This is a genomic window from Stenotrophomonas sp. Sm10 (assembly GCF_030985515.1).
Lineage (GTDB): Bacteria > Pseudomonadota > Gammaproteobacteria > Xanthomonadales > Xanthomonadaceae > Stenotrophomonas > Stenotrophomonas hibiscicola.
This window is the reverse complement of sequence record NZ_JAPTFO010000017.1, coordinates 24,218-38,217: the sequence shown is the minus strand read 5'-3', so window position 1 is coordinate 38,217 and position 14,000 is coordinate 24,218. Positions and strand designations below refer to the sequence as shown.

At 67.8% G+C, this 14,000-nt stretch carries 13 protein-coding genes; 5 read left to right on the top strand and 8 right to left on the bottom strand.

Annotated features, from left to right (window positions below):
* Window position 1: 1 nt before the first annotated feature.
* The gene (gene bioF, locus O0J15_RS07190) at window positions 2-1,225 is read right to left on the bottom strand and encodes an 8-amino-7-oxononanoate synthase (RefSeq protein WP_308305382.1); all 1,224 of its coding nucleotides are present in this window, start codon (window positions 1,223-1,225) and stop codon (window positions 2-4) included.
* A 67-nt stretch (window positions 1,226-1,292) separates the two neighbouring features.
* On the bottom strand, window positions 1,293-2,336 hold the full coding sequence (gene bioB, locus O0J15_RS07185; RefSeq protein WP_308305381.1) for a biotin synthase BioB: 1,044 nt from the start codon (window positions 2,334-2,336) through the stop codon (window positions 1,293-1,295).
* Window positions 2,337-2,634: 298 nt separating this feature from the next.
* On the opposite strand from bioB, the gene O0J15_RS07180 reads away from it, so the two are divergent.
* From O0J15_RS07180 to O0J15_RS07160, 5 genes are all read left to right on the top strand, one after another.
* Window positions 2,635-2,952: a hypothetical protein gene (locus tag O0J15_RS07180; RefSeq protein ID WP_111098629.1), complete on the top strand. Its 318-nt coding sequence runs from the start codon at window positions 2,635-2,637 to the stop codon at window positions 2,950-2,952.
* Window positions 2,953-3,094: 142 nt separating this feature from the next.
* On the top strand, window positions 3,095-4,435 hold the full coding sequence (locus O0J15_RS07175; RefSeq protein ID WP_308305380.1) for a chloride channel protein: 1,341 nt from the start codon (window positions 3,095-3,097) through the stop codon (window positions 4,433-4,435).
* Window positions 4,436-4,532: 97 nt separating this feature from the next.
* Entirely contained in the window at window positions 4,533-5,228 is a 696-nt protein-coding gene (locus O0J15_RS07170; protein WP_308305379.1) for a ComF family protein, read from the top strand.
* A gap of 58 nt (window positions 5,229-5,286) precedes the next feature.
* Complete coding sequence (locus O0J15_RS07165; protein ID WP_021203354.1) at window positions 5,287-5,838, top strand: HdeD family acid-resistance protein; 552 nt, start codon at window positions 5,287-5,289, stop codon at window positions 5,836-5,838.
* A 50-nt stretch (window positions 5,839-5,888) separates the two neighbouring features.
* A complete protein-coding gene (locus tag O0J15_RS07160) occupies window positions 5,889-6,305 on the top strand; it encodes a hypothetical protein (protein WP_227844579.1) in 417 nt (138 codons plus the stop codon).
* A gap of 52 nt (window positions 6,306-6,357) precedes the next feature.
* Here the strand turns inward: O0J15_RS07160 and O0J15_RS07155 are convergent, their stop codons facing one another.
* From O0J15_RS07155 to O0J15_RS07130, 6 genes are all read right to left on the bottom strand, one after another.
* Window positions 6,358-8,136 carry an MFS transporter gene (locus O0J15_RS07155; RefSeq protein ID WP_308305378.1) on the bottom strand — a complete coding sequence of 593 codons (1,779 nt, stop codon included), beginning with the start codon at window positions 8,134-8,136 and terminating at the stop codon, window positions 6,358-6,360.
* Between the two features lie 192 nt (window positions 8,137-8,328).
* Entirely contained in the window at window positions 8,329-9,444 is a 1,116-nt protein-coding gene (nagA, locus tag O0J15_RS07150) for an N-acetylglucosamine-6-phosphate deacetylase (protein WP_308305377.1), read from the bottom strand.
* Complete coding sequence (locus O0J15_RS07145) at window positions 9,441-10,217, bottom strand: DeoR family transcriptional regulator (protein WP_031270180.1); 777 nt, start codon at window positions 10,215-10,217, stop codon at window positions 9,441-9,443. The genes nagA and O0J15_RS07145 overlap by 4 nt, the downstream gene beginning before the upstream one ends.
* A gap of 33 nt (window positions 10,218-10,250) precedes the next feature.
* Window positions 10,251-11,585: a D-tagatose-bisphosphate aldolase, class II, non-catalytic subunit gene (locus O0J15_RS07140; protein WP_308305376.1), complete on the bottom strand. Its 1,335-nt coding sequence runs from the start codon at window positions 11,583-11,585 to the stop codon at window positions 10,251-10,253.
* Window positions 11,586-11,601: 16 nt separating this feature from the next.
* Window positions 11,602-12,540 (bottom strand): ROK family protein, encoded by a 939-nt coding sequence (locus O0J15_RS07135; RefSeq protein WP_111098632.1) that lies wholly within the window; start codon window positions 12,538-12,540, stop codon window positions 11,602-11,604.
* Complete coding sequence (locus tag O0J15_RS07130; RefSeq protein WP_111098633.1) at window positions 12,533-13,687, bottom strand: SIS domain-containing protein; 1,155 nt, start codon at window positions 13,685-13,687, stop codon at window positions 12,533-12,535. The genes O0J15_RS07135 and O0J15_RS07130 overlap by 8 nt, the downstream gene beginning before the upstream one ends.
* Window positions 13,688-14,000: the final 313 nt, after the last annotated feature.

The following is a 14,000-nucleotide window of genomic DNA, read 5'->3' as shown; positions in this document are numbered from 1 at the left end:
CTCAGGCGAAAGCGGGCAACGGCGGTGGCGCGGCGTCACGCACCGCCAGGGTCACGCGATCGCGCGCGCTGGCGATAGCCTCCACCAGGCCGCGCACCTGTTCCGGCGTATGCAGCGCGGACAGTGTCACGCGCAGGCGTGCCTTGCCTTCCGGCACAGTCGGCGGGCGGATTGCACCGACCAGCCAGCCGGCCTGTTCCAGCGCCGTGGACATCGCCACGGCGGTGCGGTCATCGCCGAACAGCAGCGGCTGGATCGGTGTTTCCGAAGCCATCAGGTCCAGGCCATGGCGACGCGCTTCAGTGCGGAACAGCGCGATCAGGTCGGTCAGCTTTGTGCGACGCCAGTGGTCGCGGCGCGCCAGGCGCACTGCTTCAAGCGCAGCAGCGGCCATCGCCGGTGGCACGGCGGTGGTGTAGATGTACGGGCGCGCGGTTTCGGCCAGATGCTCGATCAGGTCGTCGCGGCCCAGCACCAGCGCACCGGAACCGCCCAGTGCCTTGCCCAGTGTGACCAGCTGCAGCGGTACGTCGTCCACGCCCAGTCCGGCGGCGGCCACGGCACCACGGCCATCACCGACCACGCCTACACCGTGCGCATCATCCACATAGAACAGCGCCTGTTGCAGGCGTGCCACAAGCGACAATGCACGCAGCGGTGCGATGTCGCCGTCCATGCTGAAGACACCATCGGTGGCCAGCATTGCCGCGCCGTCGGGCGCGTGCTTGAGCTGGCGCATCGCGCCTTCCGCATCCAGGTGCGGGTAGCGGCGCAGGCGCGCACCGGCCAGCCGGGTGGCATCAAGGAGGCTGGCGTGGTTGAGCTTGTCCTGTACGCAGACATCGTTCTCTTCGCTCAGCAGTGCCTGCTGCACCGCCAGATTGGCGGCGAAGCCACTGCCGAACAGCAGCGCACGCGGATAGCCCAGCCACTCGGCCACCTCGCGTTCCAGCGCCTCATGCAGGGCATGATGGCCGCAGACCAGGTGCGAGGCACCGGCGCCAGCGCCTTCGCGTGCGGCGGCGTCCTGCAGCGCGTTGACCACGCTGAACTGCTGGGCCAGGCCCAGGTAGTCGTTGCTGCAGAAGCCGGTCAGCCACTGGCCCTCCACTTCCAGGCGCACGCCATCACGACGGGTGACCATGCGTCGCGGGCGGCGACGGCCTTGGGCATCGCGCAGAGCGCGCTGGGCGTGGAGGCGGGCGGTCAGGTCGGGGCGGGCCATGGTGGCTGAATGCGTCGACGGGGCGGCTAGGGTAGCGCGTTGCCGCGGCGCCTGCTTGCGGCCCGTCTCAGGCCGCGTGAGCGCAGCCACAGCCGGGCGTATCGGCACTGATATCGGCGTGCACGGTACCGCCGTGGTCGTGGCCTTCGGCATCCACCTGCACCGCCATCGGCTGTAGCCCCAGCCGTGCGAACAGCGCCAGATCGCGCTCGCTTTCCGGGTTGCCGGTGGTCAGCAGCTTGTCGCCGTAGAAGATGGAGTTGGCGCCGGCCAGGAAACACAGCGCCTGCAGTTCGTCACTCATCGCCTCGCGCCCGGCCGACAGCCGCACCATCGAGCGCGGCATGGCGATGCGGGCCACCGCGATCATGCGCACGAACTCGAATGGGTCCAGTTCGGCGCTGCCATGCAGCGGCGTACCTGCCACCTGCACCAGCTTGTTGATCGGCACCGAATCCGGATGCGCCGGCAGCGTGGCCAGCGCCAGCAGCAGGCCAACGCGCTGCGCGCGCGTCTCGCCCATGCCGACGATGCCGCCGCAGCAGGTCTTCAGGCCGGCATCGCGCACGTGTTCCAGCGTATCCAGGCGGTCCTGGTACTGGCGCGTGTGGATGATCGAATCGTAGTAGTCCGGCGCGGTGTCGAGGTTGTGGTTGTAGTAGTCCAGGCCGGCGTCCTTCAGCGCACGTGCCTGCTCGCCGCTGAGCATGCCCAGCGTGGCGCAGGTCTCCAGGCCCAGTGCCTTCACCCCGGCGATCATCGCCGCCACCTTCGGAATGTCGCGATCCTTCGGTGAACGCCATGCGGCACCCATGCAGAAGCGCGACGCACCGGCGGCCTTGGCCTGGCGCGCCTTGGCCAGCACCGCATCGGTCTCCATCAGCTTCTGCGCATTCACCCCGGTGCTGTAGCGCTGCGCCTGCGGGCAGTACGCGCAGTCTTCCGGGCAGCCTCCGGTCTTCACCGACAACAGCGTGGACACCTGCACCTGCGCCGGATCGAAGTGCTCGCGGTGCACCGCGGCGGCGCGGAACAGCAGCTCGGGAAACGGCAGATCGAACAGCGCCTGCAGTTCGTCGTGATGCCAGTCGTGGCGGATGGCAGCAGCCATGGCGGGGCCTTGGGTACGAATGGAGCGAGGGCGGCAGTGTGGTTGGGGGGGCATGGGCTGTCAACTTTTAGTTTGATGTTTTGGTTTACTTGGCCGTGACTGGAATGGAATCCCATACAAGCGATGGCCATGGCGCTGCATCGATTGCGGGCATCGCTGCTGCCGCGGCGAACCCCGTCCTCGGGCCGGGAGCGGGGGCAGCCTGCGCGGTGAGCTTGGCCCGAACATCGTCAGGATCGACCCGCGCAGCGCGTTGGACGTAACCTCAAGCACACACGTTCAATCGGGCAGCGCTGCAATGGACAATCCGGACAACTGGCAGCCGATCACCCGGGAAGAACTGGAAACCCTGGTCGCACGGCAGTTGCAGGATTGCTCACCTGTCCAACGAGCCACCTTCGAATCCCTGCGCGTGCCATTCCATGCGGTTCGGTTGCACAGGCTGGGCATGATTGAGTGGGTCTGGGCGGTCGCACAGCTGCCCGACGGGTTGCTGTACTACGAGGACGTTGAGGAAGGATTCGAGATGGGCACGCCGGGAGAGGATGGTGTGTTGCCGAACCAAGGCTGTTCTCAGCTGACGCTGACCCACATTCTCCATCGTTTGGTGATCTGAGCATCAGATCTCGCAGATCGCTGCATCTGCCCGAGTTCAGGACGCTCTTCTGGCGGCATACGTGCATTTCACCGCATCCTGCAAGGCCTTCGGCCACAGTGGCCGCTGTCTAACCAAAGCGCTGGCGCGCAGACTTTGACTCATGACCGATCTCCATCGCCTCCGCGGCCGCATCACCGCGCTGGTTCTCAGCGAAGCCTGGCGCCGCCGCGCCGCGCTCTGGGGCGGCGCCGTGGCCGTGGCGCTGGTGGCCATCCTGTTCGCCAAGGCCAGCGATGCGGCCTTCCATCTGTTCCAGCGCATCACGTCACACTCGCCATGGTGGGCCCTGCTGCTCACGCCCGGCATCTTCGCGCTGCTGGCGTGGCTCACTTCCGGCGTGCTGAAGCCCACGCGGGGCAGCGGCATTCCGCAGGTCATCGCTGCGCTGGACAAGGCCGATGAGCCGTTCCGGAAAACCAACCTTTCCCCAGCGGTTTCGGCCGGCAAGCTGCTGCTGACCTCGCTGTCGCTGCTGGGGGGCGCATCGGTCGGGCGCGAGGGGCCCACCGTGCACGTAGGCGCAAGCCTGATGTATCTGTTCGGCCGCTGGTTCGGTTTCAAGGATCCCCGCGAGCTCTCGCACTTCCTGCTGGCCGGTGGTGCGGCGGGTATCGCGGCGGCCTTCAACACGCCGCTGGCCGGTATCGTCTTCGCCATCGAGGAGCTCAGCGGCCGCTTCGAGCATCGTTTCTCAGGCACCCTGCTGACCGCAGTGATCGTCGGCGGCGTGGTGTCGCTGGGCCTGCTCGGCAACTACACCTACTTCGGCCATGTGAGTGCACGCCTGCCACTCGGCCAGGGCTGGCTGGCCATCCTGCTTTGCGGCGTGGTGGCAGGGCTGCTGGGCGGCCTGTTCGCGCGTGCGGTGCTGGCCAGTGCGGCGGGCCGCCCGCGTTGGCTCGGGCGACTGCGGCAGCGGCATCCGGTGCTGCTGGCCGCAGGCTGCGGCATGGCGGTGGTACTGCTCGCCCTGGTCTTCGGTGAAGGCGCGTTCGGCACCGGCTACGAGCAGGCGCGCAGCCTGGTGCAGGGGCAGGCGCTGGTCGGCCACGAGTTCGGGTTGATGAAGCTGCTGGCCAATCTGGCCTCGTACGTGGCGGGCATTCCCGGCGGCCTGTTCTCGCCGGCGTTGGCGGTCGGCGCTGGACTCGGCCACAACCTGGCAGTGCTGATGCCGGGCGTGGACCCGCGCGCGTTCGTGCTGCTGGGCATGTGTGCTTACCTGACCGGCGTTACCCAGGCCCCGCTGACGTCGGCGGTGATCTCGCTGGAACTGACCGACAGCGGCGACCTGCTGCTGCCGATACTGGCCACGGTGCTGATCGCGCGTGGCGTGTCCGGGCTGGTGTGCAGGGTGCCGATCTATCGCGGGCTGGCGGAGTTGTTGATCGGGCCCGCCGCTACGCCACCGGCGACCGGACAGGGTGAACGCCTTTCCTGACGGGCGGCGGCCCCCGTCGCAGTTGAGGGCAGTTCCGACACTGCAATCGGTGCTTCGCCGATGGCCGCACGCGGTGTGCGCCATCAAGTATTGGGTGATGCGTACTTATCTCCTGCGTTCGGCAAACCGTGTTTCGCGCGCACTGCTTGGTGTGCTGCTACCGCTCCGCTGCCTGGTCTGCGGCGACCCGGGCCACGATGATCTTGATCTGTGCTGCGCTTGCCTGGCCGATCTGCCCTGGGCAGGCCGTGCCTGCCTGCGCTGCGCGTTGCCGTTGCCCGACACCGCGTTGATCGTCTGTGGCAGCTGCCGCGAGGAGGTACCGCCACAGACGGCTACCCACGCCAGCCTGCTGTACCTGCCACCGGTCGACCAGTTGCTGGTCCGCTACAAGTTCCATCAGGATCTCGCAGCCGGACGCCTGCTCGCGCAGTTGATGCAGCGCGCACCGCCGCCGTGGTGGTGTCCACCGCTGGTGCCGGTGCCGCTGCACAATCGCCGGCTGCGCCAGCGCGGCTACAACCAGGCGGGCGAGCTGTGCCGGCTGCTGCCGATGCCGGTCTGGCAGGGGCTGTACCGGCGGCGCCACACCGCGCCGCAGTCCGAGCGCACGGCCGAACAGCGCAGGGAAAATCTGTTCGATGCGTTCGATGTGCGTGGATTGGTGCCAACGCGGCTGACCGTGGTCGATGACGTGATGACCACCGGCAGCACGGTGATGGAGGTTGCCGAGACGCTGCGCCTGGTGGGCGCTGCGGAGGTGCGCGTGTGGGTCTGCGCGCGGGCGCCGTGATCGCCCTCTTCATCCACAGGGGCTAGGATGAGGCCGGTTCCGGATCGAAGGAGTGGTCATGAATTCCCCCTTGTCTCCCTTGCTGTCGGCGGTTGGCCGCAGCTGGTGGATCCTGCTGCTGTACGGGCTTGTCGCACTGGGTTTTGGCATCGTTGCCATCGGCTGGCCCTTGTCCGCAGCGATGGCGCTGGCGTGGACACTGGGCGTGATGGCCATCGTTGAAGGCGTCATCAGCCTGTTCGCACTGATCAGCGGCGGCAGTGGTGCCTCGCGTGGGTGGCTGGCGCTGTATGCCATCGCCTCGCTGGGCTTCGGCATCCTGGCGGTCATCAATCCGCTGGCCACGGCCAGCGTGCTGGTGCTGTTCCTGGCGGCGTGGCTGCTGGTGGCAGGCATCTATCGCATCGTATTCGCGATCCGCGTGCGCAAGCAGATCCAGGGCGAGTGGCTGCTGATCCTCAGTGGCGTGCTGGCGGTGGTGCTGGGGCTGCTGTTCGCGGCCAATCCGTATGCAGGCGTGGCGGTGACCACGCTGTGGATCGGCATCGGCAGCCTGCTGTATGGGCTGCTGCAGGTACTGGTGGCATTCAAGCTGCGGAAGCTGAAGTGAGGGCTGCGCTTTCCCTGTTGCTGGGCGTGGCGTTGGCCCTGACCGGATGCATGCCTGGCGCCACACCCGGTGCCTTGGCAGGCAAGGATCATGCGCCACGCCCCGGCGTGGATGTGCGCCTGAGCGCGGTGGACGCCTCCGGCAAAGGCCGGCCGGCGCAATGGCAAGGCGAAACCCTGGCCCTGCGCGAGCCGCCGATTGCCGGCAGTGCGGACATTGCTGATGTGCGCTACGTACTGGACGATTCCAAGCAGCCCGGCCTGCAGATCCGCTACCGGCCCGAAGCGCACCAGCGCATCCACGATGACACGGCAGCACTGGTGGGCCAGCGGGCAGCGATCAGCGTGGATGGCCGCGTGCTGATGGTGGCGACGGTGCAGGGACCGTTCGGCGAATCGATGATGCTGAGCGGGTTGCCCAGCGTTGCCGAGGCGCAGGCGCTGGCCAAGCACATCACGGGCGACTGACGGACGTGCCAACACCCCCACGCTGCGCATGGAGGTCGACCAAGGTCGACCGCTACCGGGCGAACCGTGCCTCGATCTCTTCCAGCGACTTGCCCTTGGTCTCCGGCAGCCAGAACGCGGCCACCAGGAAGAACACAAAGGTGCACGCCGCCCAGAACACGAACATGCTGGCGTAGCCGTAGTGGCCCACCGTGGGCAGGAAGATGGCGGCGATGGTGGTGGACACGAACTGGTTGATCAGCAGCGCGATGCTCATGCCATTGGAACGGATGCGGTTCGGCATCAGCTCCGACAGTGCCAGCCACACGCACACGCCGGGGCCGACGGCGAAGAACGCCACGAACACCAGGATGCAGGTGGCCACGGCCCAGCCGTGTGCCGGTGGCGGCACCGGGCCAATGCGGGCCTGCTCGATGCGCAATGGCGCCTGGCTGGCACTGGCCGGGTCGGCAAATGGATTCAGGTGGAGTTTGCGGAAGAACGCACCGATCACGCTGTCCGGCTGCACGGTGCCGGCACGCTCGATGCGCAGCTCGCGGTCGGTCAGGTTGTCGCTGCGCAGGGCGCGCACATTGGTGAAGTCGCCGTAGGCATACGACACGGTCAGTTGCAGCGGCCGGCCTTCGCTGTCGATGCCAGCGCCGAGGCGCTGCCACTGCGCATCATCCAGCACCAGCCGCAGGCCGTCGCCGCTGACCGCTGCCTGCAGTTGCGGCTGCACGTCGGTACGGCCGCGTTCGGCCTGGAAGAACAGCGTGGCCGCGCCCAGCAGGGCCACGCAGATGCCGCCGCTGCCGAGCATCAGCAGGAATTTGCGGCCCTTGCGGTCGACCAGCAGCAGCGCGACCACGGTCATCACCGCGTTGAGCAGCTTGATCGCCACGTCGGCACCGTTGGCCACCGAACCGGACAGGCCAGCCTGGTTGAGGATGTTGACCGCGTAGGCCAGCACCGAGTTGATGCCGGTGGCCTGGGTGCAGGCCAGCACCACGCACGCGAGCACGAACGGCACCACGTAGCGGCGGCTGAACAGCGGGTCGCGCTTGCCGTCGCTGCTGCTCGATTCCGGCGCCTGGATCTGGGCCAGCGTGGGCTCAACCTCTGCGGCGGGGAGGACGCGCTCAAGGCTGCGCCGGGCTTCATCGATGCGGCCGCGGCGTACCAGCCAGCGTGGCGATTCGGACAGCAAGAAGATACCGGCGCAGAACAGCAGGCCAGGCGCCAGACAACTCCAGAAGATGGTGCGCCAGGCGTGGTCCTTCACCGTGAACAGTTCCTGCGCCTGCTGCGCGACCGGCAGCGAGCGCACGGCTTCGGCGGCGGCATCCACCGCATATGCGTGGTACAGCCCGATCAGTGCCGCCAACACCAGGCCGATGGTCAGCAGCAGCTGGAACATCGCCGCACCGCGTCCACGCCGCTCGGGGCTGAGCACTTCGGCCAGGTACAGTGGAATCACGACGCCGATCAAACCGCCACTGATGCCCTGCAGCAGGCGTCCCAGCAGCAGCGGCGTGTAGCCGGAGGCCAGTGCCATGATCGGAATCGATGCGGTGAACAGCAGGCCGGCCAGCAGCATCGCGCCGCGGCGACCGATCAGGTCGGCGACCATGCCGGCGAACAGCGAGGACAGCACGCTGCCCAGCAGTACCGCCGCCACCACGAAGCCGAGCTGCTGGCTGCTGAGCTGCCAAGCGTGACTGGCGGTCGCTTCAAGATAGGGCAGGGCACCGGCGATGATGCCGATGTCGATGCCGTACAGCAGGCCACCGAGGCCGCCGATGAAGAGCAGGTAGCGTACGGGCCAGCGCGGAGCGGTGCTTGGAGTCATCGGCAGTTCCTGTGGTAGCGCCGGGCCACGCCCGGCGGCGGTTCGTCGCAGAGTGCTTTCTGTAGAGCCGAGCCATGCTCGGCTGCTTTCCGTTCCGATATCGAGGTTCCCCATGCCGCGCTTCGCGCGCTGAGCCGAGCATGGCTCGGCTCTACAGGGAGCCTGCGCGGCATCCGGGCCGCATCGCGCGTGTCAGTTCAGATCGACCACGCGCCCACCCACCACCACCTGCTGCAGGCGCAGTTCGGCGTCCAGCACCACCAGGTCGGCGCGGGCGTCGGGCGCGATGCGGCCGCGATCGCCCAGGCCCAGATAGTCGGCCGGGAAGGTGGAAACCCGCTGCGAGGCGTCGGCTAGGTCCAGGCCGACGCGCACCAGGTTGCGAAGCGCCTGGTCCATGGTCAGTGCGCTGCCGGCCAGCGAACCCGTCGCCAGGCGCACGCAGCCGCCGCACTTGTGCACGCGCTGCTCGCCCAGCGCGTACTCGCCGTCGGGCATGCCGGTGGCGGCAGTCGCGTCGGTCACCGCGTACAGGCGCGGAATCGCGCGCGCGGCCAGGCGGATCACGCCGGGATGGATGTGCTGCAGGTCGGGAATGATCTCGGCGTACTGCGCATGTGCCAGCGCCGCCGCGGCGATGCCAGGCCGGTAGTGGTCGACGCCGGTCATGCCGTTGAACAGATGGGTGAAGCCGGAAGCCCCGGCCTGCAGCGCAGCAACACCTTCTTCGTAAGTGCCAGCGCTGTGGCCAAGCTGCACACGGATGCCCATTGCCGAAAGCGCGGGAATCAGCGCGGTGTGCTCGCCGATTTCCGGCGCCAGTGTCATCACCCGGATCGGCGCCAGCGCGTGCAGCTGCTGCACCAGTGCCACCGTCGCCTCGATCGTACGATTGGGCTGTGCGCCCAGCCGCTGCGGGCTGATGAACGGCCCTTCCAGATGTACGCCGACGATGCTGGCGGCGTCGGCATCGGGCGCCGCCATCGCCGCAGCGACGCCGTGCAGCGCGTGCTCGATCTCGTCCAGCCCGGCGGTCATGGTGGTCGCCAGCAGCGTGGTGGTGCCGAAGCGCAGATGGGTGCGGGCGATGGTGCGTGCCACGTCGCCGCCCTGCATCAGGTCCACGCCGGCCGCGCCATGCACATGCAGGTCGACGAAGCCGGGCAGGATCACTGGCAGCTGCAGGTCGTCGGCGCCGCTGTGGTCGTCCACCTGCAGCTGGCGGATGTGCGAATCGAAGTGGACCTGGCCACGCCGCCAGCCCAGCGGGGTGAGGATGCGGCCATGCAGGGTGCGGGTGTCGGTCATGCAGTGGGCTCGGCGATGATCACTTCGATGCCCACCCGCTGCAGCCCTTCACGGGTTGCGTCGTCGATGCCGGCGTCGGTGATGATGGCGTGGATCTGATCGAGAAGTGCGATGCGGTGCAGGCTGACGCGGCCGAACTTGGAGGCGTCGGTCAGCACCACGATGCGGCGCGCGCGCTCGACCATGCGGTGGTTGAGGCGGGCTTCGGCTTCATCGTGGGTGGTCAGCCCGAACTGCAGGTCCAGGCCGTCCACGCCCAGAAACAGGGTGTCGAAGCTGTAGGAGTTGAGGCTGGCTTCGGCCTGGCTGCCCTGCAGCGACAACGACTGCTGGCGCAGCAGTCCACCGGTCAGCAGCACGTTGATGCCGGGCGCGTTGGCCAGTTCCCAAGCGATGTTCAACCCATTGGTCATCACCGTCACGTCGCGCTGGGTGCGCAAGTGGCGGGCCAGGGTCATCGTGGTCGAGCCGGAGTCGATGATGATGTTGTCACCGGGCCGCACCAGGCGCGCGGCACACGCGCCGATCGATTCCTTCAGCGGCAGGTTCAGTGCGTCCTTTTCGTGGATGTCCTGTTCCTGTGGCGGCGTGCGCACCAGCGTGGCGCCGCCGTGAGTACGATTGGCCAGGCCTTGCGATTCGAAGTGAGTCAGGTCGGCACGGATGGTCACCGCCGACACGCCGAAGCGCTCGACCAGATCGGCCACCTGCACCGAGCCGTGCTCGATCAGCAGCTGCAGGATCTGTTGCCGGCGGGAGCGGGTGTTGCGCATGGCCATTCTCGGTGTCGCGGGGAAAGGTAAAGATTAGCCGTTCGCAGCAACGGCGGCAGCCGAACGTGCGTTCTGCGTGCGGGTTCCGGCCTGGTTGGCGCTGCAGGCGCGCGCGTACTCGCCCAGGCACAGGCCGATGCGGTGCTGCACCAGCGCGGTGGGCGTGTTGGCCAGCGTGCCCTCACGCACGGCGCGGTACTGCTCCGGCAGGTACTGGCTGAGCAGTACCAGTGGCGGCGCGTGCTGTTCCAGGTTGGCGAACAGGGTCTGCACCGCCTGCACCAGCGCGGGCTCGCCCCAGTAGTAGCGGCAGCGGTCGCTGAAGGAATAGCTGCGCAGCAGGCGCAGCGCTGCCTCATCGCCCTGGTAGTAGGACTGCCAGTACTTCGGCTGCGCCACCATCACTTCATCCAGCACCTGCGGCAGGCGCGAGCACTGTGCGGCCGGCAGCAGTTCGGCCTCGATCGCGGCCAGCGCGAACAGCGCTTCGCGGTAGGCGAAGGTCGCCGCCGGGCCGACCTTGAGGATGGCGAAGTGGTCGCGCACCAAGGCGTGCAGGCCACTTTCGCGCTGGTAGTCGGTGGAATGCGCTTCGAACACGATGCGCGGCTGCTGTTCGAGGAAGTCGGCCAGCGTGCTGGCGGCGGCCGGGTCGTACTCGTGCACACTGCTGTGGTCGAAGTCCACGCCCGGTTGCACCACCATGGCGATCACGCGCTGCCACGCATCGCGCAGCTGCGGCGTATCGAACGCCTGCTGATGAATCGCCAGGGTCTGCGCGGCAGCAGCGGGCGTGGTCACCTGCAGGCCTTCGGCCAGCGAGGCTTCGCCACCGGGAATCGGCACTTCGGTACCGATCACGTAGACCGGCGGCGGCAGGCCATGATCGGCGGCGGTGCGTTCGGCGATTTCGGCCAGCTCGGCCGAGCGCGCAGCGACGATGGCATCGGGCAGTGGCACCGGATCATCGGCGCAGGACATGCTGCAATCCAGATGGATCTTGTGGAAACCGGCGGCGACGTAGGCTTCGATCAGCACGCGCGCGTGGGTCATCGCTTCAGCGGCCGGGCGCTTCTGCCAGGCATTCGGGCCGAGGTGGTCGCCACCCAGGATCAGCCGCTCGCGCGGGAAACCTTCTTCATCGGCCAGCGTGCCCACGTAATCGCGGTACTGCGGCGGGGTCATCCCGGTGTAGCCGCCGAACTGGTCGACCTGGTTGGAGGTGGCCTCGATCAGCAGCACGGTACCGTGCGCCAGCGCCACGTGCATGGCCGCGCGCAGCACCTGCTCGTTGCTGCAGCAGACGCTGTACAGGCCGACATTGGCACCGGCGCGGTGGGAAGCAAGCAGGGTCTGCAACGGGGACATGGTCAGGCTCCGGACATCAGGAAAACGAGGGTTGGCAGGCGAGCAGGGCGGCACCACGTGCGCCACCGGCATCGCCGAAGCGTGGCGGCACGATCGGTGGCACCTGCACACCCTTGAACAGGTGGGTGGCGATGGCGGCGGGCAGGTGCTGGTACAGCGGCGCGTACTGCGAAAGGCCGCCGCCGAGCACGATCACGTGCGGGTCCAGCGCCAGCACCAGCGCGGCCAGGCTGTGGCCGAGCAGGTCGCGGTGGATGTCCAGCGCCTTGCGCGCGCGGGCATCACCGGCTTCGGCCAGGGCGATCACGGCGCTGGCGTCGGCGGCGCTGCCACCAAGGTGGCGCTCGATCATCGCCACGCCACTGCCGGACACATAACGCTCCACGCAGCCCTGCAGGCCGCAGGCGCAGTCGATCAGCGGCAGGCCGTGGCGCTGCAGCAGATGACCGGGCACGCTCCAGTGGCCCCATTCGCCGGCCAGCCCGTTGAAACCGGTCAGCAGGCGGCCCTGCAGGCAGAAGCCACCACCGGCACCAGTGCCGAGAATGGCGCCGAACATGCTGGGGTAGCCGTCAGCCGCGCCGCCGTGCGCTTCAGACAGGGCAAAGCACTGCAGATCGTTGCCGAAGTGCAGCGGGCGCTGCAGGCGTGCCTGCAGATCCTGCGCCACGCATTGGCCGGTCAGTGCAGGCACGTTCGCGCTGAGTTGGCGGCCGCTGCGGCGGTCGCGCACGCCGGGCAGGGCGATGCCGATGGCCGCATCGCTGCGGCCGAGGGCAGCGTCCGCCTCGGCGACCAGCGCCACCACCGCCTGCAGGAAGCCGTCGTAGTCACCCTGTGGGGTGGCCACGCGGCGGCGCCAGGTGACCTGCATCGCCGCATCGCACGCCACCAGCTCGATCTTGGTGCCGCCGATGTCGATGCCATAGCAGGCGTGGGCGATCAGCTCAGCCATGGTGGATGGTGACGCCCTTGACGACGCGGTTGACGGTGCCGTCCGGGAACGGGTTGTCCGGGGTCAGGCCCAGCGCGGCCGAGCGCTGCAGCGCGAACAACTGCGCGAAGCCCAGCCACACTGGCGCCAGCCACGGATCATCCAGTGCCGGCACGGTGAGGGTGTATTCGTCATCGGCGCCGATGTCCGAATGCGGGCCGATCGCCAGCACCTGGCCGGCCACGCCGTCGCGGCGCAGCTCTTCCAGCAGGTCCTGTTCGTAGCGGCGCGCCAGCGGCTGCACGCTGCGCAGCACCACCACCAGGGTGTTGCCGTCCAGCGTCGACTTCGGGCCATGGCGGAAGCCCAGCGGTGTGTTGGCCAGCGCCAGCACGCGGCCGGCGGTGAGCTCCAGCACCTTCAGCGCGCACTCGCGCGCCAGCGCTTCCAGCGGGCCGCTGCCGAGGTAGATGATGCGGTTGAACGGGCGCTGCGCCAGCGCCGCCACCGGTGCATCCCACTGCGCCTGGCCTTCGCGGGCCAGCGCGGCGATCTGCTTCAGGCGCGCCACGCGCGCATCCCACGGCGAACGATCGAACACGGTCAGTGCGGCCAGCAGCATGCAGGTCAGGCTGCTGGTCATGGCGAAGGCGCGATCGCAGCTGGCCGACGGCATCAGCAGCGTGCAGGTATCGGCACGGCCGGCACCACGACGGGCGAGTTCGCCATCGGCGTTGCAGGTGATGTCGAGGAAACGTGCCTCATCCACATCGGCGCGCACGCGGTCCACCGCGGCCACGCTTTCCGGACTGGAACCACTGCGGCCAAACGAGACCAGCAGGGTGGGGCGGTCGCGCTGCAGGTACAGCGCCGGATGGGTCAGCAGGCTGGTGGTGTGCACCACGCGCACCTCGGCCGGCCACTGCGCGTTGATCGCGTCGGCCACCATCTCGGCGATGAAGCCGGAGCTGCCGGCGCCGGTGAACAGCACGCGCTGGTTGGGATCGTTGAGGCTGCCGCCGAGGAAGGCCTGCAGGCGGTCGCGGGCACGCGACAGATCCTGGGCGAGGGCTTCCCACAGCGCGGGCTGCTGGGCGATTTCGGTAGCGGTATCGGCTCCGCCAAGGCGCTGCCAGGCGGACACATCGGAAAGCAGGGTGACGTCCATTCGGAGGTTCCAGTTGGGCCAGCGCACCATCTGCGTTTTCTTTCGAAATGTCAAACATCGAAAGTAAAAAGAAAGAAAATGACGCGATGACTTTTCCCGCTGCCGAGCACTCGGGAAAACGAAAGAACGGGGCGAATGCCGTATCGCACAATGCTTAACAGGCAGCTGCAATCGATTACACAAAGTATTGCGACGCAACAACTTTCGTTTCAGTGGAATATATCTTCCTTTTTCCTTTCAATTTGTTGACATCTTTCGAATCGCTGCCCTAGAGTCGGCCCAACCGCTTTCGAAACGCCCGGTGAACGGGTTG